Source organism: Nonomuraea sp. B19D2 (genome assembly GCF_040137845.1).
Lineage (GTDB): Bacteria > Actinomycetota > Actinomycetes > Streptosporangiales > Streptosporangiaceae > Nonomuraea.
On the sequence record NZ_JBEFAK010000016.1, the window covers coordinates 128,576 to 146,194 of the forward strand.

Annotated in this window: 21 protein-coding genes; 14 read left to right on the plus strand and 7 right to left on the minus strand. The window is 69.5% G+C overall.

Annotated elements, in window-relative coordinates; all coding sequences use genetic code 11:
• Positions 1 to 113 precede the first annotated feature (113 nt).
• Positions 114 to 614 (plus strand): YtxH domain-containing protein, encoded by a 501-nt coding sequence (locus ABN273_RS28300; RefSeq protein ID WP_349452064.1) that lies wholly within the window; start codon positions 114 to 116, stop codon positions 612 to 614.
• Between the two features lie 107 nt (positions 615 to 721).
• The gene (locus ABN273_RS28305) at positions 722 to 1,798 is read left to right on the plus strand and encodes an Rv3169 family protein (RefSeq protein ID WP_349452065.1); all 1,077 of its coding nucleotides are present in this window, start codon (positions 722 to 724) and stop codon (positions 1,796 to 1,798) included.
• Between the two features lie 2 nt (positions 1,799 to 1,800).
• Here the strand turns inward: ABN273_RS28305 and ABN273_RS28310 are convergent, their stop codons facing one another.
• The gene (locus ABN273_RS28310) at positions 1,801 to 2,298 is read right to left on the minus strand and encodes a hypothetical protein (RefSeq protein ID WP_349452066.1); all 498 of its coding nucleotides are present in this window, start codon (positions 2,296 to 2,298) and stop codon (positions 1,801 to 1,803) included.
• A gap of 124 nt (positions 2,299 to 2,422) precedes the next feature.
• Between ABN273_RS28310 and ABN273_RS28315 the strand changes: the two genes are divergently transcribed.
• Both ABN273_RS28315 and ABN273_RS28320 read left to right on the plus strand, forming a co-directional pair.
• Positions 2,423 to 3,094, plus strand: a complete 672-nt coding sequence (locus ABN273_RS28315; protein ID WP_349452067.1) for a response regulator transcription factor — start codon at positions 2,423 to 2,425, stop codon at positions 3,092 to 3,094.
• Positions 3,091 to 4,410: a sensor histidine kinase gene (locus ABN273_RS28320; RefSeq protein ID WP_349452068.1), complete on the plus strand. Its 1,320-nt coding sequence runs from the start codon at positions 3,091 to 3,093 to the stop codon at positions 4,408 to 4,410. Before ABN273_RS28315 ends, ABN273_RS28320 begins: the two co-directional genes overlap by 4 nt.
• A 72-nt stretch (positions 4,411 to 4,482) precedes the next feature.
• Here the strand turns inward: ABN273_RS28320 and ABN273_RS28325 are convergent, their stop codons facing one another.
• Positions 4,483 to 5,277, minus strand: coding sequence for an MBL fold metallo-hydrolase (locus ABN273_RS28325; protein ID WP_349452069.1), 795 nt, complete (start codon positions 5,275 to 5,277; stop codon positions 4,483 to 4,485).
• Between the two features lie 30 nt (positions 5,278 to 5,307).
• Between ABN273_RS28325 and ABN273_RS28330 the strand changes: the two genes are divergently transcribed.
• Positions 5,308 to 5,739: a VOC family protein gene (locus ABN273_RS28330; protein WP_349452070.1), complete on the plus strand. Its 432-nt coding sequence runs from the start codon at positions 5,308 to 5,310 to the stop codon at positions 5,737 to 5,739.
• Here the strand turns inward: ABN273_RS28330 and ABN273_RS28335 are convergent.
• From ABN273_RS28335 to ABN273_RS28345, 3 genes are all read right to left on the minus strand, one after another.
• Positions 5,732 to 6,370 carry a response regulator gene (locus tag ABN273_RS28335; protein WP_349452071.1) on the minus strand — a complete coding sequence of 213 codons (639 nt, stop codon included), beginning with the start codon at positions 6,368 to 6,370 and terminating at the stop codon, positions 5,732 to 5,734. The genes ABN273_RS28330 and ABN273_RS28335 overlap by 8 nt on opposite strands.
• Positions 6,361 to 7,503 (minus strand): sensor histidine kinase, encoded by a 1,143-nt coding sequence (locus ABN273_RS28340; RefSeq protein ID WP_349452072.1) that lies wholly within the window; start codon positions 7,501 to 7,503, stop codon positions 6,361 to 6,363. The genes ABN273_RS28335 and ABN273_RS28340 overlap by 10 nt, the downstream gene beginning before the upstream one ends.
• Positions 7,504 to 7,570: 67 nt before the next feature.
• Positions 7,571 to 8,371 (minus strand): alpha/beta fold hydrolase, encoded by an 801-nt coding sequence (locus ABN273_RS28345; RefSeq protein WP_349452073.1) that lies wholly within the window; start codon positions 8,369 to 8,371, stop codon positions 7,571 to 7,573.
• Between the two features lie 83 nt (positions 8,372 to 8,454).
• Between ABN273_RS28345 and ABN273_RS28350 the strand changes: the two genes are divergently transcribed.
• From ABN273_RS28350 to ABN273_RS28360, 3 genes are all read left to right on the plus strand, one after another.
• Positions 8,455 to 8,841 (plus strand): hypothetical protein, encoded by a 387-nt coding sequence (locus tag ABN273_RS28350; RefSeq protein WP_349452074.1) that lies wholly within the window; start codon positions 8,455 to 8,457, stop codon positions 8,839 to 8,841.
• A gap of 26 nt (positions 8,842 to 8,867) precedes the next feature.
• Positions 8,868 to 9,239: a hypothetical protein gene (locus ABN273_RS28355; protein WP_349452075.1), complete on the plus strand. Its 372-nt coding sequence runs from the start codon at positions 8,868 to 8,870 to the stop codon at positions 9,237 to 9,239.
• An 88-nt stretch (positions 9,240 to 9,327) separates the two neighbouring features.
• Complete coding sequence (locus tag ABN273_RS28360; RefSeq protein WP_349452076.1) at positions 9,328 to 10,665, plus strand: hypothetical protein; 1,338 nt, start codon at positions 9,328 to 9,330, stop codon at positions 10,663 to 10,665.
• 104 nt (positions 10,666 to 10,769) lie between these two features.
• Here the strand turns inward: ABN273_RS28360 and ABN273_RS28365 are convergent, their stop codons facing one another.
• The gene (locus ABN273_RS28365) at positions 10,770 to 11,447 is read right to left on the minus strand and encodes a GntR family transcriptional regulator (RefSeq protein ID WP_349452077.1); all 678 of its coding nucleotides are present in this window, start codon (positions 11,445 to 11,447) and stop codon (positions 10,770 to 10,772) included.
• Between the two features lie 188 nt (positions 11,448 to 11,635).
• On the opposite strand from ABN273_RS28365, the gene ABN273_RS28370 reads away from it, so the two are divergent.
• From ABN273_RS28370 to ABN273_RS28385, 4 genes are all read left to right on the plus strand, one after another.
• On the plus strand, positions 11,636 to 12,580 hold the full coding sequence (locus tag ABN273_RS28370) for a threonine ammonia-lyase (RefSeq protein WP_349452078.1): 945 nt from the start codon (positions 11,636 to 11,638) through the stop codon (positions 12,578 to 12,580).
• Positions 12,581 to 12,602: 22 nt separating this feature from the next.
• Positions 12,603 to 12,968: a hypothetical protein gene (locus ABN273_RS28375; RefSeq protein ID WP_349452079.1), complete on the plus strand. Its 366-nt coding sequence runs from the start codon at positions 12,603 to 12,605 to the stop codon at positions 12,966 to 12,968.
• Positions 12,969 to 13,140: 172 nt separating this feature from the next.
• The gene (locus ABN273_RS28380; protein ID WP_349452080.1) at positions 13,141 to 14,010 is read left to right on the plus strand and encodes a hypothetical protein; all 870 of its coding nucleotides are present in this window, start codon (positions 13,141 to 13,143) and stop codon (positions 14,008 to 14,010) included.
• Between the two features lie 643 nt (positions 14,011 to 14,653).
• Positions 14,654 to 14,911, plus strand: a complete 258-nt coding sequence (locus tag ABN273_RS28385) for a hypothetical protein (RefSeq protein WP_349452081.1) — start codon at positions 14,654 to 14,656, stop codon at positions 14,909 to 14,911.
• A 137-nt stretch (positions 14,912 to 15,048) separates the two neighbouring features.
• On the opposite strand, the gene ABN273_RS28390 is transcribed toward ABN273_RS28385, so the two are convergent.
• On the minus strand, positions 15,049 to 15,474 hold the full coding sequence (locus ABN273_RS28390) for an enediyne antibiotic chromoprotein (RefSeq protein WP_349452082.1): 426 nt from the start codon (positions 15,472 to 15,474) through the stop codon (positions 15,049 to 15,051).
• 397 nt (positions 15,475 to 15,871) lie between these two features.
• Between ABN273_RS28390 and ABN273_RS28395 the strand changes: the two genes are divergently transcribed.
• A complete protein-coding gene (locus ABN273_RS28395; protein ID WP_349452083.1) occupies positions 15,872 to 16,945 on the plus strand; it encodes a cytochrome P450 in 1,074 nt (357 codons plus the stop codon).
• A 212-nt stretch (positions 16,946 to 17,157) separates the two neighbouring features.
• Positions 17,158 to 17,595: a Fur family transcriptional regulator gene (locus tag ABN273_RS28400; RefSeq protein ID WP_349452084.1), complete on the plus strand. Its 438-nt coding sequence runs from the start codon at positions 17,158 to 17,160 to the stop codon at positions 17,593 to 17,595.
• The last annotated feature ends 24 nt before the right edge of the window (positions 17,596 to 17,619 follow it).

Sequence of the window (17,619 nt, forward strand, 5' to 3'; positions counted from 1 at the left end):
TTCAGAACGTTGGCCGTTCGGCCACAAGAGCCATCCTCCCACGGCTCGCCAGGATTGAGCCGCCTCGTCCAGGGAAGGTCAGGCTCGGGGCCCCAACGACAGGGGAGGTTGTCGTGTCCCTGACACTGAAAAGACGCCGCGTGGTCATAGAGGTACCCGCCACGTGGACGGGCCGCATGAAGGCCCAGGCCATGCGAACCGGCCGCCGAATGGCGCCCATGGCGGACCAGGCCAAGATGGCCGCCGCCCAGCGCTTCGAGGACGCCCGCTACTGGGCGGCGCCGCGGCTGGAGACCGCGGCCCACGGGTTCGAGGACCAGGTCGCTCCCAAGGTCAGCTCGATGCTGACCAGGGCGGCCAGGAAGATCGATCCCACGCCCACGCGGTCGCGGCGATGGCCGATGCTCGTGCTGCTGACCGGTGTCGCGGTGGGAGCGATGGGTTACATGTTCTACCGCCGCAATGCGCAGCAGTGGACCGAGCACATGAAGGAATCCGCCTCAGATGCGTCGCGCTGGGCCAGCGAGAAGGCCGACAGGGCCGCCGAATCTGCTGACCGGCTGGCGACCAATGTGTCGAACAAGGCGGATGAGACATCGCGCAAGATGTCCTGATTTGTTGCTGCCGGTAAGGAGAGCGCGCCCTCGGCTGGATGCCCGAGGGCGCGCTTCTCCGTTCCCGATCCGTTGACGTGTCACCAAGCGCTTGCTACAACCTCGGCATGGCCCTGTCTCCGCTGGACGACTACCCCATTCACCAGACCGCCCAGGTCATGCGGCACGTCGCCACGTCCGACCGCAACTTCTACGACCGCTACTACTTCAACTGCCACCCGGGCACCGACGAGCTCATGTTGATCGTCGGCCTCGGCCAGTACCCCAACCTGGGCGTCACCGACGCCTTCGCCTGCGTACGGCACAGAGACCTGCACCGCGTCGTACGGGCCTCCCGCGAGCTGGGCCCCGACCGGATGAACACCGAGACAGGCCCGTTCCGCGTCGAGGTGCTCGAAGGGCTCAAGCGGCTCAGGGTGGTCCTGGAGCCGAACGAGCACGGCCTGGCCTTCGACCTCCTCTGGGAGGGCACGATCCCGGCGACCCTTGAGCCGCGGCACTTCCTGCGGTGGCAGGAGCGGGTCATGTTCGACTCGGTACGCCTGGCGCAGACGGGGCTCTGGTCCGGAAATATCAGGATCGGCGGGGAGGACATAGCGGTCACGCCCGACCGCTGGCAGGGCACCAGAGACCGGTCCTGGGGCATCAGGCCGGTCGGCGAGCCCGAGCCGCCCGGCATCCAGGCCAAGAACCCCGGCACGTTCTACTGGCTCTACGCACCCATGCGGTTCGACGACCACGCCATCCTCTGCATCATCCAGGAGGACGAGCGCGGCCGGCGGGTGCTGGAGGAGGCCGTACGCGTCTGGTCCGACGGGCGCGAGGAGGAGTACCTCGGCAGGCCCGAGTACCGCCCGGTCTACGCCCCCGGCACCCGCGACGTCGTCGAGGCCACGATCACCTTCTCCCCGCCGGGCGGCAAGCCGTTCGACGTGCACTGCACGCCGCTCCTGCCGGTGCACCTCATGGTCGGCACCGGCTACGGGCTCGAGCCGGACTGGAAGCACGGGATGTACCAGGGCGAGGGGCCCGTCGTGCAGGGCGTGACGTACCGGCTGCCCGACGACGCCGCCAGGATGTGGGGCATGGTGGACGCCGTCGGGCGCTTCGAGTACGACGGGCTCGTCGGCCACGGCCTCTACGAGTACTGGGCGCTGGGGCCGCACCCGTCCTTCGCGGAGTGACCTCAGTCGGTCTTCTCGCAGATGAGCTCCACCTTCATGGCGTCCTTGGGCGCGCCGGCCGGCGGCCGCATGTGCACGGGTCCCTCATTCCCGGGCTCCGCCGGCCGCGCGGGGACGGCCTGCACGCCCTCGGGGAGCTTGCCGTCCGGAAGCCCCTCGACCTGCATCTCGCCGTCCGGGACCCGCTCGCTCTGCACGCCCCCCGGGAGCTCGCCGTCCGGGAGCCGCTCGGCCTTAACCGCGCCCGGCGGAAGGGCCTCGCCGTCGGGAAGGCGGTCGATCTTCAGCTTGTCGTCGGGCTTGATCGCCTTCACCTTGCCGTCGCACATGGCGACCTTGCCGCCGATCTCGGGCAGGGTGATGGTCTTGCCGTCGGCCGTCTTGCAGGTCACCTTGCCGCCGGCGGTGACCGGCGTCTCGTCGGCCATGGCGGAGCCGGCCAGACCGGTGATGGCGAGCACGGCGACCGCGCCGAGCACCGCGAGACGTCGCTTGAACATGGATTCTCCTCACTGGGATTCGGTCGAACGCCTCGAGACTGGCGCGGCGTACCTTAAACGACCCTGAAGAAGCCCTAAATGATCTTCAGGTTGGCTTTAGGTGACCTGAGGCACCCTGGTCGGTGTGCGAGTGCTACTGGTGGAGGACGAGGAGCGGCTGGCCGACCTGGTGAAAGGCGGTCTGGCGGGCGAGGGCTTCGCGGTGGACGTGGCCCACGACGGGCGCGACGGGCTGTGGATGGCCACCGAGAACACGTACGACGTGATCGTCCTGGACGTGATGCTGCCCAGGATGAACGGGTACGCGCTCTGCTCCAGACTGCGCGAGGCGGGCGACTGGACGCCGATCATGATGCTCACGGCCAAGGACGGCATCTACGACGAGGCCGAGGCACTCGACAACGGGGCCGACGACTACCTGGCCAAGCCGTTCTCGTACGTGGTGCTGCTGGCCAGGTTACGGGCGCTGGTGCGGCGGGGCGGGCGGGAGCGGCCCGTCTCGATCACCGTGGGTGACCTGGTCGTCGATCCCGCCGCGCTGAAGTGCCGCAGGGGCGAGGTGGTGGTCGCGTTGACGCCGAAGGAGTTCGCGGTGCTGCACGCGCTCGCGCGGCGGGCCGGCGAGGTGGTCTCCAAGAGCGAGCTGCTGGCCCAGGCCTGGGATTTCTCCTACGACGGCGACCCGAACATCGTCGAGGTCTACATCAGCGCCCTGCGGCGCAAGATCGACGTGCCCTTCGGGAGGACGACGCTCATGACGGTCCGTGGGGCCGGCTACCGGTTGGAGGCCGAGTGAAGCTGGTGGCGTTGCTCTCCTCGGTGCGCCTGAAGGCGACCGTCGCCGCCACCCTCGTGGTGGCCCTCGCCCTGGGCCTGGCGGCCCTGGCGCTGGTGGCCGTCCTGCGCAGCACGCTGCAGCGCAACGCCGACGCCGAGGCGACCAGGAAGGCCGTGGCCGCGGTGCCGTACGCGGAGAGCCTGAAGATCGAGCGCACCGAGAAGGCGCCGCCCACCCCGGGCGAGCCCGGACCGATCCGGATCGCGGGCAAGGAAGGCGTGGTCCAGCTGCGCGACGGCACGACGGCCAAGTTCGCCGACCCCGACGTGCTGCTGACCGACGACAAGGCGGCCTCGGCCGCGGAGTGGGCGCAACCGCAGAAGTACGCCGTCGCCGGCCTCAAGGTGAGCACCGCGGGCGGCCCCGCCACGGTCTGGTCGCGGGTCTCCCTGGACGGCGCCGAGGAGGCGCTGCGGACGCTGAACGGGGCGCTGCTGCCCGGCGTGCCCGCCGTGCTGCTCGTGGTGGCCGGGATGACGTGGATCTCGGTGGGCCGCGCGCTCGCCCCCGTGGCCGCCATCAGGGCCAAGGTGGCCGACATCACCGCTCGGGACCTGCACCAGCGCGTGCCCGTGCCCGGCTCGAAGGACGAGATCGCCGCGCTGGCCTCGACCGTGAACGGCACCCTCGACCGCCTGGAGACGGCAGTCGAGACGCACAAGCGGTTCGTCGCGGACGCGGCGCACGAGCTGCGCAGCCCCATCGCCACCCTGCGGGCCCGCCTGGAGCTGGCCGAGCCCAGCGCGCTCACCAGGGAGGCGCTGGCCGACGTCGAACGCCTGCAGTCCCTCGCCGCCGACCTGCTCATCCTGGCCAAGCTGGACGCCGGCGAGCCGCTGCGCACGGCCGAGCTGGACCTGGGCCAGGTGGCCGCCGAGGAGTCCCTGCGTGCCAGGCGCCGCCCCGACGTGCGGGTGGAGCTGGACATCGAGCCGGACGTGGTGATGAAGGGCTCGCGCGCGCACCTCGACCGCCTGGTGACGAACCTGGCCGACAACGCGGTACGGCACGCCGCCTCGACCGTACGGGTCCGCGTACGCGCCGAGCAGGGCCAGGCCGTGCTGGAAGTGCAGGACGACGGGCCCGGGATCCCGCCGGAGCAGCGGGAGGCGGTGTTCGCCCGGTTCACCAGGCTCGACGAGGCGCGGGCCAGGGACGCGGGCGGCGCCGGGCTCGGGCTGCCGATCGCGCGGGACATCGCCCTGCTGCACGAGGGCACGCTGGTGTACGCAGATTCCGGATTCGTCGCGAAATTTCCCCTGAAAACCGCCTGAGATGCGGGCATGGCGCAGCTCCCTCTGTCACGGCCTCTTTCAGCTCGTCCTTGGCCAGCCGCTCGTAATTGCTCAGGCGTCGAGCTGCAGGAAGGCCCTGGCGATCGCCTGCCTGGTCACGTCCTCCGGATAGGGGAAGAGCTTGATCAGGTCGCGCAGGCCCTCCACGTGGGCCCGCTTGGCCAGCCCTGCCACGAGGGCCAGCTCGTCGTGCTGCGCCTGCGCGTACGCCCGGTCCACCACCGCGCCGTGCCCCGGCACGATCACCTGCTCGGGCAGCTCGTCCAGCATCGCCGCCGTGGTGGCCGGCCAGTCGAGCGGGTACGAGTCGCTGAACGCCGGCGGCGCCCCCTCCTCCACCAGGTCACCGGCGAACACCACACCCGCGTCGGGGACGTGCACGACGACGTCGTTGCTGCTGTGCCCGAGCCCGAAATGCCGCAGGTGCACGATGCGACCGCCGATGTCGAGGCTGGCCGCGGCCGTGAACGTGTGGTCCGGCGGGACGATCGTGACCTCCTCGTACTCCGCACGCCGCTCGGGCTGCCCCTTGATCATCGCGGCGCGCTGCTGCTCGCCGTCCTGCTCGATCTCCTCGGCGCACCTGACGTGGCCCCAGATCTCGGCCGGGCCGAAGAGCGCGTTGCCGAAGTAGTGGTCGAAATGGGAGTGGCTGTTGACGACCGTCCACGGGCTGCCGGTGATCCTCCTGACCGCCTCGATCAGGTCCGCCGCCTCCCTGTGCGAGCTACGCGTGTCGAGCACCAGGCAGTGCCCGTCGCCTACAACCAGACCCACGTTCATGTCGAACGACTGGTGGCGCCGGACATAGACCCGGTCGCCGACCTCAAGCCACTGCTCGTTCATGCCAACGAACCCTACTTTTAGGATCGGGGCATGGCATATGACTTCCAAGTCGTCATCGACACGGGCGACCCGCACCGGCTGGCCGACTGGTGGGCCGACGCGCTCGGCTGGACGGTGGAGGCTCAGGAGGAGGCGTTCATCCGCGAGATGATCGAGAAGGGCTACGCCACCGAGGACGACACGACCCGGCACAACGGCGCGCTGGTGTGGAAGTCGGGCACGGCCATCAGGCATCCCGCCGGTCTGGAGCGCGCGCCGCGGGTGCTGTTCCAGTTCGTGCCCGAGCCCAAGACGGTCAAGAACCGCGTGCACCTCGACGTCCGCGTCGGGGCCGGCAACATCGATTCCGTGGTCGAGCAGCTCACCGCCAAGGGCGCGACCGTGCTGCACCGCGGCCGGCAAGGGCCCCACTGGTGGGTGACCATCGCCGACCCGGAGGGCAACGAGCTCTGCATCACCTGAGATAGGCCAGCACCGCCAGCACCCTCCTGTGCCCGTCGGCCTCGGGCGGCAGGTCGAGCTTGGCGAAGATGCTCGCGATGTGCTTGGCGACAGCCGCCTCGGTGACGAACAGCTCCCTGGCGATCGACGCGTTCGTCCGCCCCTCGGCGATCAGGCCGAGCACCTGCTGCTCGCGCGGGGTGAGCCTGGCCAGCGGGTCGCGCCGCCGGCTCAGGAGCTGGCGGACCACCTCCGGGTCCACGACCGTGCCGCCGGCGGCCACCCGGTCGAGCGCGTCCACGAACTCGCGTACGTCGCCTATGCGGTCTTTCAGCAGGTAGCCGATGCCGGCGCCGGCGCCCGACTCCAGCAGCTCGGCCGCGTACGTCTGCTCGACGTACTGGCTGAGCACCAGCACGGCCAGGTCCGGGTGGCGTCCGCGCAGCTCCAGCGCGGCCCGGAGGCCCTCGTCGGAGAAGCCGGGCGGCATCCGCACGTCGGTCACCACGGCGTCGGGGCGGTGCTCGGCGACGGCGGCGACCAGGGCGGGCGCGTCGCCGACCGAGGCGGCGACGGTGTGGCCGAAGCGTTCGAGCAGGCCGACCAGGCCCTCCCGCAGCAGTACGGCGTCCTCCGCGATCACTACCCGCACGGGATCTCCACTCGGATCAAAGTCGGCCCGCCGACCGGGCTGGACAGGGACAGCCTCCCGGCCACCACGGCCAGCCGGTCGGCGAGCCCGGTCAGCCCCGTCCCCTTGGCCGGGTCGGCGCCGCCCGCGCCGTCGTCGCGCACCTCGACGACCAGCGTGCCGCGCTCGACCCGCGCTGCGACGGCGCCCCTCGTGGCCCGGCTGTGCTTGGCCAGGTTGGCGAGTGCCTCGCTGACCACGTAGTACGCGGTGACCTCCACGGGCGGCGGCAACCGGCCGTCGAGCTCGACGGCCACGTCGACGGGCACGGGCGAGCGGCCCGCCACGTCGCGGATCGCCGCGCCCAGCCCGCGGTCGGTGAGCACCTGTGAATGCACGCCCCTGATCAGCTCGCGCAGCTCGGCCAGCGCCTGCTTGGCCTCGTCGTGGGCGCGCCCGATCAGCCGGCCCGCGGGCGAGTCGTCCGGCAGGTCGAGCCTGGCCAGGCCGAGCGTCATCGACAGGGAGACCAGCCGCTGCTGCGCGCCGTCGTGCAGGTCACGCTCGATCCTGCGGCGCTCCATCTCGAACGCGTCCACCAGCCTCGCCCGCGACCGCAGCACCTCGCTCAGCTCGAAGGCCTGCGGCGCGAGCATCGCGCGTACCATCGCCCCTCTGGCGCCGCCCCAGGCGGTGATCGTGTAAGCGGCGACGGGCAGCAGCAGCACGCCACCCACTGAGGCCACGACGGCGAACTCGTCGGCGAGCGGCTGCACGACCGGCGAGAGGATCAGGAGCACCGGCCCGACGACGGTGAACCCCAGCATGATCAGGTCGATCCACCACAGCCCGAGCACCGTGAGGACGGCCAGCCCCGCCTCCCGTCCGCGCCTGTCGGGCACCTCGGGCAGCGGAACGCCGTCCACGAGCCGCAGCCTGCGCCGCTCGAACCAGGCGACGAGCGGGAGGCTCAGCGCCAGCACGACCGGCGCCGCGACCCAGCCCAGCGGGATCGTGGCGAGCGCCGCGACCCCGACGGCCGCGCCCGGGACGGCGCTGGCCAGCAGGTACGCCGCGCAGCGCCACGGCCAGGCCGAGCCCAGGAACGGCAGCGGCCGCTGCGTGAGCGCCTCCAGCGCGGTCCGGTTGAGCACCTTCCGACCGTATCGGCCGGTGCGTGGGCCGAGCAGTAGTGCTGGGTCTACCTCATGCGAGGGGCGTTCATCGGCCGAGGAAGCGCGTGAGCACCGGGGCCAGCGCCTTCGGGTCGACCATGTGCGTCTGGCCCTCGATGATCTCGCGTACGGCGCCGGGGACGAACGCGGCGATCGCGTCCGCGGCCCGGTCGAAGAAGTCGCCTCCCCCGCCCACGAACGACTCGGCACTGGCCCCGCCGGTGGCCACCAGCGTCGGGCAGGCGATCCCGGCCAGGCGGTCGGCGGGCGGCCGGCCGTCGCCCATGCAGGCGGCGTCGTACGCGAGCGTCGGCGCGACGGCCTCGAGCCCCGGCCACGCGGGCGAGTTGCGGGCCTGCTCCACCATCTCCTCCGTGGCGCCCGCAGTCACCATGAACAGCGCGAACGCGTCACCCCTGCGGCCCTCGGCCAGCAGCGCGTGCAGCCGCCCGACGTATTCGTGCCAGTGCTCCCGCCCGTCGGGGGCCACGTTGTACGGCACCTCGTACACGGCCAGCTTCGCGATCGGCAGCCCGGCGGCCGCGGCTTCGAGCGCGAGCGCGCCGCCCGACGAGGCCCCGAACAGGTGCGCGGCCCCGCCCGCCTCGGCGATGAGCGCGGCGATGTCCTCGATCTCGCGTTCGACCGCGTACGGGAGCGTGTCGCCGCTGTCGCCCCGGCCGCGACGGTCGTAGTTGTAGACGGTGAACTTGCCCGACAGCTCCTGCGCGAGCTGCGCATTGCCGGAACGGTCGACCGAGGCGCCGCCGACCAGAACGATCGCCGGGCCGTCGCCGAGGCGTTCGTATGCGATGGATGTGCCGTCTTTCGACGTGACGCAGTGCATATGGCTCCTCCGGAGGCCCTTATGACCATCCGATCTCGCTGGGTGACTATCGGCGGCGGCGTTATAGGACTACCGTCGTGCGTATGGCGATGCCCATTCCATCACGGCGGAATTCGACGGACAACGACAAAGCCCCCGACACCCCCGCCCCCCCGTCGTGGGCCATGTCGGCTCCCCGGCTTTCCCAGGGGGACCGACCAGAGGAAACAGCATCAATCATCGTAAATTTAGACAAGGCGACACTTGATGCGGTTCATCAAAAAGCCCGCTCTGATGGCCGTATGATTTCCGACGTGATTCGCGCCGCGGTGGAGCGCGAAGTCAGCAACATGACGCACGCGACCATCCTGATCCAGCGTTGGAACCTGCAGTGTGAGGACCTGGACCGGGCGGCCGACGCGTTGCAGGTTGACCGGATTTCGGATGAAGTGATGCTCGGGCTCGGCCTGCATCGGAATCAAGAGGATTGACCATGCTTCCTGGGCGGGTTCTCGATGTGGGGGCGCTCGTCGACATAGCGGTCGCCAAGACGAACCATTCCCGCAGCATCGCGGCACTGTGTCTTTACCGGGGCGGCGGGCTGTGCATTCCGGCGACCGCCCTGACGCTCGTCTATTCGATCGTCCCACTCGCGACGAAGGTCGAGCTTTTCGATCTGATCAGCAGCGCGGCCGTGCAGGTCGACGAACTCACCGCGGGAAAGGTGCCCGACATCGCCGACATCCTCGACGGGTCGGCCGACATCACCGCGGGCCACGTGATTTTATGCGCGCGGGCCACCCGGTGGCCGATCCTGACCGATCGTCCGCGCGTCCTGCGCAACCTGGATCCGGGGATCCTCGTCGACCCGCTGCCCGAGCAGAACTGACCCGCGGAGGTCTCGGCCGGGCAGACCGGTCCGTGTCCGGAACACCCACTATTGTGGGGGCCCGGACACACGAGGAAGCAGATCCACCTTGGCTCATCGCGCCCTGGTCATCGCCATGCTGCCCGCGGTCGGGCTGCGGCTGCTCGCCGTGCTCGGGTTCCCGCCGTCGATCCTCTTCTACGGCGACTCGTTCGCATTCCTGCGCGAGGACCTGAGCCCCGGCACCACCAGACCCTCCGGATACTCGCTACTCCTCGCGCTGCTCCGCCCAGCGCACAGCCTCACGCTGGTGACGGTCCTGCAGCACCTGCTGATGCTGGGGCTCGCGGTGGCGGTGTACGCGCTGCTGCGGCGGCGCGGCCTGCCGGGCTGGGGCGCCGCCCTGCTGGTCACCCCGCTGCTGTACGACGAGTTCCTCATCCTGCTCGAGCACATGATCATGGCGGACGCGGTCTTCGTCGTGCTGGTCACGGCCGCGATCCTGCTCGTCGTCCGGCGCGTCACGCCCGCCACGGCCGCCGTGGGCGGCGCGCTGCTCGGCCTGGCCGGGATCACCAGGACGGTCGGCCTGCCGCTGCTGATCCTGACGGCCGCGTACCTGCTGATCAGACGGTACGGCTGGCGCCCGCTCGTGGCGCTGCTGGTGGCGGGTGCGATTCCCCTGGGCGCGTACGCCACCTGGATGAAGGCGGAGAAGGGGAAGTTCGCGCTCACCGAGGCGGACGGGAACTTCCTGTGGTCCAGGACCATGAGCTTCGCCGACTGCGCGGTGATCAAGCCGCCGGAGCGGCTGGCCGTGCTCTGCCCGGACATGCCGGTGGAGCAGCGACCGTACCCGCCGCACTGGTTGTGGGAGAGCTTCTCGCCGCTGCTCAAGGTGCCGGGGACGGGCAATCGCAACCAGCTCGCCGGGGAGTTCGCCAGGCAGGCCATCCTCGCGCAGCCGGGCGAGTATCTCGCGGCGGTCGCGACCGACCTCACGCAGCTGCTGCGCTGGGAGCGTACGGCCGTGGACGAGAAGACGCCGTACAAGCTCCCCACCGCCGAGCGGCCGCTGGGCGAGTCGGTGCGCGGCGTCGCGGAGTCGTACGAGGCCGGACCGGCCGCCACACAGGTGGTCGAGCCGTTCGCGGGGTGGCTGCGCGCGTACCAGCGCTTCGGTTACGTGCCGTTCCCGCTGCTCATGCTGGCCCTGGTCGGCGCGCTGACGGCCGCGCTGGTGCGGCGCCGCTGGGACGCGCTGCTGCCCGGGGTGGCGGCGCTCGCGCTGGTCGTCTCACCGCCGTTCCTGGCCGCCTATGACGTGCGGTACGTGATCCCGGCGATCCCGTTGATCTGCCTGGCCGTGGGGTTGACCCTCGGCACCCGCTCGCCGTCCCGCCCGCAGCCGGCCGAGGCCACGCGGGCGCCACTCAACGTGGGCTGAGCGGCGTCCATGCCGGTGGGGCGGTCAGCCCACCTGTATACGATAGGCAGCCAGCGCCTGAAGGTGGCCACGGCACGCGACATGGGCCGTGCTGCAGCGGCCGCCTACGCCTGGGCCGGCTTGTGGTCGAGCCAGGCCAGGACGAGCTCCATGCCCTGGCGCCAGTGCTCTTCGACCACGTTCGCCGCCCTGGGGAAGTCGCGGGCGACGACGGCGGCGAGCGTCTCGCGGTGCTGCTGGTCGGCCGTGGCGCGGGAGCGGGTCTCGCGCATGTAGGCCAGCTCGTAGCGGGAGAGGTTGACGCGGAGCTGGGTGGTGAGCGACAGGAGGTGCTGGTTTCCCGACGCGGCCACGAGCGCCCCGTGCCAGACGGTGTCGAGCCGCCAGCGCCGCACCGCGTCGTCGCAGGCCTCCAGCTCGTCGAGCGTGCGGTGGAGAGTGTCCATCGTCGCGGCGTTCGGCGCGTGCGCGGTGCGGATGGCGAGACCTTCGAGCGCGCCCAGGATCGGGTAGAGCTCGGTGACCTCCCGGCGGTCCAGCGACCTGACGGTGAAGCCCCTGGCCAGCGCCGACGACAGCACCCCCTCGGATTCCAGCCTGAGCAGGGCCTCACGGATCGGGGTGCGGGACACCTGGAGGGCGCGGCTCAGCGCGGCCTCCGTGATCGACGCACCCGGCGCATAGTGCCCGGACAGGATGGAGTCGACGATCCGGGCGTACACCGCTTCGCGCAGCGGCTCGTTGCGCTGGATCGCCTGCGGCGCGAGGTCGGAAGTGCTCATCAGCGGAAGGGACTTTCGTCGCGGTGTCGGCGCTCGAACTCCGAGCGCATGCATAGCGTATCCAGGCTGGTCATGCGGTCCACGGCAAGAATCCCATCCGAGGCGGTCGATCTCGTGCCGCAACAGCTTCGCCGTCGGGGCGGCGGGCGTGTCGCGATGTCGTGGTGTCTATCGTATACGATACGCGCATGATGAACCCCAGCCTGTCGCTCGAGCACATCGAGCAAGCCAGCGATCTCATCGACCCCGCGTTCCTCCACACCCCTCAGTACGTGCACACCGGGCTCTCCCGGCGGCTGGGCCGCGACACGGTGATCAAGGTGGAGACGCTCAACCCGATCGGCTCGTTCAAGGGCCGCGGCGCCGACCACTTCATGCGGGGCGTGCCTCTCGACCGGCAGGTGGTGTGCGCGTCGGCGGGCAACTTCGGCCAGGCCATCGCCTATGCGGCCAGGGCGCGGGGGCTAGCGGTGAAGGTGTTCGCGGCGACCACCGCCAACCCGGCGAAGGTGGCCGCGATGCGCGAGCTGGGGGCGCGGGTCGAGCTGGTCGGGGCCGATTTCGACGAGGCCAAGGCCGCGGCGCGCGCGTACGCCGACCGGCATCAGGAGTGCCTGTTCGTGGAGGACGGCCACGATCCGCGCATCGCCGAGGGTGCCGGCACGATCGCCGTGGAGCTGGCCTCCATGGATGTCGGCACGCTGCTCATCCCTGTCGGCAACGGGGCGCTGATCAGCGGCATCGGCTGCTGGATGAAGGCACGCTCACCCCGCACCAAGATCGTGGGGGTGTGCGCCGCCGGAGCCCCGGCGATGGCGCACAGCTGGCGCGAGGGCAGGCCGGTGTCGTCCCCGCAGGCGGCGACCGCGGCCGACGGCATCGCCGTCCGGGTGCCGGTCCCGGTGGCCGTCGACTGGATGCGCGAGTACGTGGACGATGTCGTCCTGGTGTCGGAGGAGGCGATCCGCGAGGCAATGTTCGTCGTACGCGACACGCTGGGGCTGCTCGTCGAGCCCTCGGGCGCGGTGGGCGTCGCGGCGGCGCTCCGGCACGAGTTCGCCGACGCGCCCCTGGCCACGATCATCACGGGCGGAAACCTCTCTGACGACCTGCGGGCCGAGCTTACTTCGTAGTTGAAATACGACGGTTCTCGGAATGGACGACGCGAAGCCCGGCCGCCGCCGTCGCGCAACCTTGATTTCTTTGGGTGAGGCCAATTCCACGCATGCTGTCAATGGTGCCGCCAAGTTGAGTATCCGCAGGTGGACGGCACGGATCCGGGTGGTGCGCGGCTATGTCGACCTGGGTCTCATCACTCCTGTGAGGCGCGGCTCCGAATGGGTCCACAAGGAATCCCAGAAATCCAGACGCGCGGCGGTGGAAGCGGCGAAGAAAACCATGTTCCTTATGCAAATGACCGAGACCAAGAGCCATGGAGGACGGTGGCGTCACGCGGCGTACGAGACCGTGGATGATCTTGATCCGCCTCGGGAGCGGCACATGGTCCGCCCGGCGAGGTGAGGCCCGGGCCGAACGTGATGATGCCTCGGCTTGGTGCTGGAGTTTACTCCTGGGCCTCCAGCTTTCTGACGTGATTTGTGGTTATTATGGTGACTGATGGTGAACTCTCCCTCATCCTTTGTTATGGTCACTCCTCGTCCGGGATTGGGACAACCTTTACCTGAGGAGGATCATGCGGACCCCGAGGATCGTCGCCCTCACCACCGCTGTGGCGGCGGCCGCCGCTCCGATACTGGCTCTCGCGTCCCCAGCGATCGCCGAACAGCGCACCACGACGACCACCACGACCGTCCAGAACGGCCCACTGGACTGGCTCTCCCTTCCAGCTCTCGGTGCCACCGATTGGCTGCAGAAGGTCAAGGAGTTGCTGAACACGGGCTACGTGCCCGAGGTGTTGAGCGTGACCAACGCGGCCAACCCGCAGTACACGTCCGTTTGGGTCAAGGACACCACCCGCAAGGTGAACGTCCTGCAGGGCCTTTCGGCGACCAGCCTGCAGCAGCGCATCACTGACCAGATGAAGCTCGGCTACGTGCCGACCCTCATCTCGGGCACCGGTTCGGGCTCGGGCGCCGTCTTCGCCGCGGTCTTCGAGAAGGCCACCGAGAAGATCCAGTCCAAGCTCGACCTGACCAAGGGCGCCTTCGTCTCCCTCAACACCAAGCTCGCCGCCGCCGGCTACACCCTGTCCTCGCTGGACGTGTACGGCACGGCCGAGAAGCCGCTCTACGCGGCCGTCTGGGTCGTCGGGGGCGTCACGGGCACCGTGCAGGTGACCACCGGCCAGACCGTGGAGCAGCGCGGTCAGGAGCTGCTGGCCAAGGCCAAGCAGGGCCTGCAGCCCGTTCTCATGTCCATCGAGCCCGGCAACCTCTACACCACGGTGTGGAGCAAGGGCAACGTGACGGGCCTGAAGGAACACCTGAAGCTGAACCGCGTGACGTACACGCTCAAGGCCACCGAGATGAAGGCGCTGGGCTACAAGCCCGAGGTCCTCGACACCAACGGCGACCTCATCGCGGCGATCTGGAGCAAGGGCTAAAGAGCCGTCTGATCGCCGGGACGGCTCCACCGGGCACCTCACCAGGCGGCGCGCTGAGCCGAGTCACTGGCCTCCCTCACAGTGCTCGGGACGCGCGCCGGAAGGTGAGCTGCCGTACGGTTCTCGGCGCGGTGGGCGCCTTACATACGAGACGGCCCGCCGCGCTGAAGGGGCTCCGCCCGGCCGGGCGGAGCCCCTTCAGCTTGATGTGGCCGGGTGCCGTTGGCCGTGGAGCCGCCGGTGACGTCCACGCACTTGCCGCCGATGCCGGTGATCTGACCGCCGTCCGTGTCGCCCGTGGGCGGCACTGGTCGACGGCGCTGCCGGCGGATCCGTTGAACTCATCGGACCAGACGAGCGGGCGGGTTACCTCATCGGATCCACGGATGTAGTTTTGCGGAAAACCTTCCGGCCAGAGCGGTATCGGTGTCAAGAGAGCGCTCTCTCACAGTCGGGGGGCTTGGCGCTCCCCATACGCTCGCCCGCAGCGGAACCTCGCGATCACCGGGTTCGTTTCCTGGTTAGCGCGAGCCCCGGGGGAAGGGTGGTCATGGGCGCGAGCAGGACCAGTGAGCGGCGTTTGAGAAAGCGTGCCCGGGCGGACCGCGCACAGCGCAGGACGGTGTGGCGGGAGTGGGGGCCGGTGACGGCGGTCACGCTGACCGTCTTTGAGCTGTTCTATTTCTTCGTGGTCGCCGACATGCTCAGGGGAACAAGCATCGCCGGTGTGGCCGTGACGGCCGCCGTCGGTTGTGCCACGGTCTGTTCCAGATTCGTGCAGGAATATGCGATGCTCCGGAGCACGGACGCCAAAAAGGCGCCATTCCTGGTGGTCGGGGTCGTCTCAGTGGGCGTGATGCTGGCCGCCATGGCTGCCGAAACATTGTGGAGAGCGTTCTGAAGAACGCCTCGGAAACCGGCTGATGGCGGCAGGCGTATCGTCGGTAATCTGCGAGGGCACAAAAGACGAGAGCCCACCCGACCATCACGATCGGGCGGGATCTCGTCAACCAACATCAGACCATCTCAACAACGGCCTCAGGACTTGAAAGAGATCTGCTGGGAACCGAGATATACGGCCGCGTTCCCGGCGCCGACGGAGCAGGCCGTGGCAGCGCAGTCGACCGCCCCCACCGGGGTGCCCTCGGGCGTCACGCCCTGGAAGCTCTTCTTGACGAGGAGCGACGCGCTACTCGAACCATTGGCGTCCGTGGTGACCGTCTTTCCCGACTCCACATTGCACGCGAGCTTGTCGTTGACGGTCGCGCACTGAGAGACGAAGTACTGCTCGTTGGCTCCCGCACCGGTAATCGCCACCGTGACGGTGCTGCCGTCAGACAGGCCCGTGGCCGGCGTCACGGAGACGCCGGGAGCCGCGGCGGCGAAAGCCGCGGGCTGCGCTGCGAGTGTCAGGCCCCCGGCCACGACGGCGGCGGCAACACCGAGCTTGGCGAGAATCTTCATTTGCCAATTCCTCTCTCTGGCGATTTGATTCGCTCCTACGCGGACAACTCTGCGGCACGCGTATCGGTTGAACCAGAGAAATGCATGTCCGCAAGTTGTCCGGCGATTTCCACTTCCTGTCAAGCGTTTAGTGGCCGACCATGCAGGCGCTGGCGGCTTTGTCCTCTGAGATGTGGCCATGTGGAGATATTGACCAGGTACGGGCTGTTCCGTAGGTTCAGGGCGTTTGTTGGACGGCATCGCCAGGAGGGCGACCATGACAGCACAGTCCAGCACCACATGGCCTTGGCCGGACCTTCCGCCCGGATCCTTCGGGACTCCCTCGTCCGAGCTGGCCCGCAGGCTCGCCGAGGCTCCGATGGAGCACACCACGATGCCGAGCGGAGACCAGGTACCCATGATCGTCAGGTACAGGGACGTCCGTGCCGTGCTCGCCTCGCCCGACAGCAGCCGCAACCTGCGGGACCCCGGCCTGCCCAGGATGGTCAGCGGCACCGCCCTGGAGGACGACCCCGCGGCGCTGATCAACCAGGACCCGCCGGAGCACAGTCGCTACCGCCGCATCATGCAGGGCACCTTCACCCCCAAGCACATTGAGCGCTGGCGGCCTCGCGCGGCGGCGATCGCCAACGAGTTAATCGACGCGGCCGGCGAGGAGTTCGACGTGGTCGCCGATTTCGCCCTGCCGCTGCCCGCACGGGTGATCTGCGAGATGCTCGGCGTCCCGATGGACCGGTTCGAGCAGTTTCGCGGCTGGACGGAGATGTTCCTGTCCACTTCCGAGGCGAGCAGCGAGGCAAGGGGCGAGGGATTCGCCGCGTTCATGGCGTACGCCGGAGAGCTGATCGCGGAGCACCGGGTCAGGCCGGGCGATGATCTCATCGACCTGCTCATCGAGGCGCGGGACGACGGGGACAGGCTGAGCGAGGCCGAGCTGACCCACATGGTCTTCACGCTGATCATGGCCGGGCACGAGACCACCGCCTCGATCATCATCCGGGGCACGTACCGCCTTCTGTGCCACCCCGAGCAGTACGCGCAGCTGGCGGCGCGGCCCGAGCTGCTGGAACCAGCGGTGGAGGAGATCCTGCGCTGCGAGGGTCCCGGAGGGAACGGCCTGCTCCGGCGGATCACCGGGGACATCGAGCTGTCCGGCGGCGTGATCCCGGCGGGCGCCGTCGTGCTGCCCAACCCCACCGGCGCCAACCACGATCCGTCGGCGTTCGCCGATCCACAACGGTTCGACATCCACCGGTTCGCCGGGACGGCGGTAAACCCGCACCTGTCGTTCGGCCACGGCCCCCACTACTGCCTGGGGGCCAACCTGGCCAGGATGGAGCTGCAGGAAGCCTTCCGCGCCTTGGCGACGCGGCTGCCCGGCCTGCGTGCGCAGGAGGATCTGGCGACGCTGCGGTGGAGCGACGACGGGCTGATCTACCGCCCGCTCCGGCTGCCGGTCAAGGGCGGCTGACGCCGCGCCGCCCAGCACGCGTCGGACCAGTTCAGGCGCGCCCTCGCCCTACTCTCCTGGCGCGAAGAGGTCCGCCCGCGCGTACGGCATGGCGGCTCCAATAGTCGCCAAGAGTAGCGGAGTGTGCACTCATAGGAAGACACGCTCAGGCACTAGACTTGGATCATTCATTATCTTGTATGATTCGTGTTTATGAAGTCAGGTTGGACGCCATGACCGCATCCAGGACTCCGACCATCGCCGAGGAGCTGCGCGGTGCAGGCCTGCGGGTGACGGCCGCCCGTGTCGCGCTGCTCGAGACCGTCCGGGACGGTGACCACCTCGATGTCGAGGCGATCGCCTCCGGGGTGCGCGATCGCGTAGGACATGTCTCCCTTCAAGCCGTGTACGAGGCCCTTCACGCGCTCACCGCGGCGGGGCTCGTCCGCCGCATCGAACCGGCCGGCAGCCCGGCCCGGTTCGAGGGACGCGTCGGGGACAACCACCACCACGTCGTTTGCCGGTCGTGTGGTGCCGTCGCCGACGTCGACTGCGCGGTCGGCCATGCGCCCTGCCTGACCTCTTCCGACGACCACGGCTTCTTGATCGACGAGGCCGAGGTCATCTACTGGGGCCTGTGCCCCGACTGTTCAACCGCACGCACACCCTGAGCACCGTGATGCGCCAAGTCCGGA

What these genes read in the sequence shown, in the direction of transcription:
- ABN273_RS28305 (WP_349452065.1), top strand. Translation starts at nt 722, where the DNA reads ATGGCCCTGTCTCCGCTGGACGACTACCCCATTCACCAGACCGCCCAG.
- ABN273_RS28310 (WP_349452066.1), bottom strand. Translation starts at nt 2,298, where the DNA reads ATGTTCAAGCGACGTCTCGCGGTGCTCGGCGCGGTCGCCGTGCTCGCC.
- ABN273_RS28325 (WP_349452069.1), bottom strand. Translation starts at nt 5,277, where the DNA reads ATGAACGAGCAGTGGCTTGAGGTCGGCGACCGGGTCTATGTCCGGCGC.
- ABN273_RS28330 (WP_349452070.1), top strand. Translation starts at nt 5,308, where the DNA reads ATGGCATATGACTTCCAAGTCGTCATCGACACGGGCGACCCGCACCGG.
- ABN273_RS28345 (WP_349452073.1), bottom strand. Translation starts at nt 8,371, where the DNA reads ATGCACTGCGTCACGTCGAAAGACGGCACATCCATCGCATACGAACGC.
- ABN273_RS28350 (WP_349452074.1), top strand. Translation starts at nt 8,455, where the DNA reads ATGGCGATGCCCATTCCATCACGGCGGAATTCGACGGACAACGACAAA.
- ABN273_RS28365 (WP_349452077.1), bottom strand. Translation starts at nt 11,447, where the DNA reads ATGAGCACTTCCGACCTCGCGCCGCAGGCGATCCAGCGCAACGAGCCG.
- ABN273_RS28370 (WP_349452078.1), top strand. Translation starts at nt 11,636, where the DNA reads ATGATGAACCCCAGCCTGTCGCTCGAGCACATCGAGCAAGCCAGCGAT.
- ABN273_RS28375 (WP_349452079.1), top strand. Translation starts at nt 12,603, where the DNA reads ATGGACGACGCGAAGCCCGGCCGCCGCCGTCGCGCAACCTTGATTTCT.
- ABN273_RS28380 (WP_349452080.1), top strand. Translation starts at nt 13,141, where the DNA reads ATGCGGACCCCGAGGATCGTCGCCCTCACCACCGCTGTGGCGGCGGCC.
- ABN273_RS28390 (WP_349452082.1), bottom strand. Translation starts at nt 15,474, where the DNA reads ATGAAGATTCTCGCCAAGCTCGGTGTTGCCGCCGCCGTCGTGGCCGGG.
- ABN273_RS28395 (WP_349452083.1), top strand. Translation starts at nt 15,872, where the DNA reads ATGATCGTCAGGTACAGGGACGTCCGTGCCGTGCTCGCCTCGCCCGAC.
- ABN273_RS28400 (WP_349452084.1), top strand. Translation starts at nt 17,158, where the DNA reads ATGACCGCATCCAGGACTCCGACCATCGCCGAGGAGCTGCGCGGTGCA.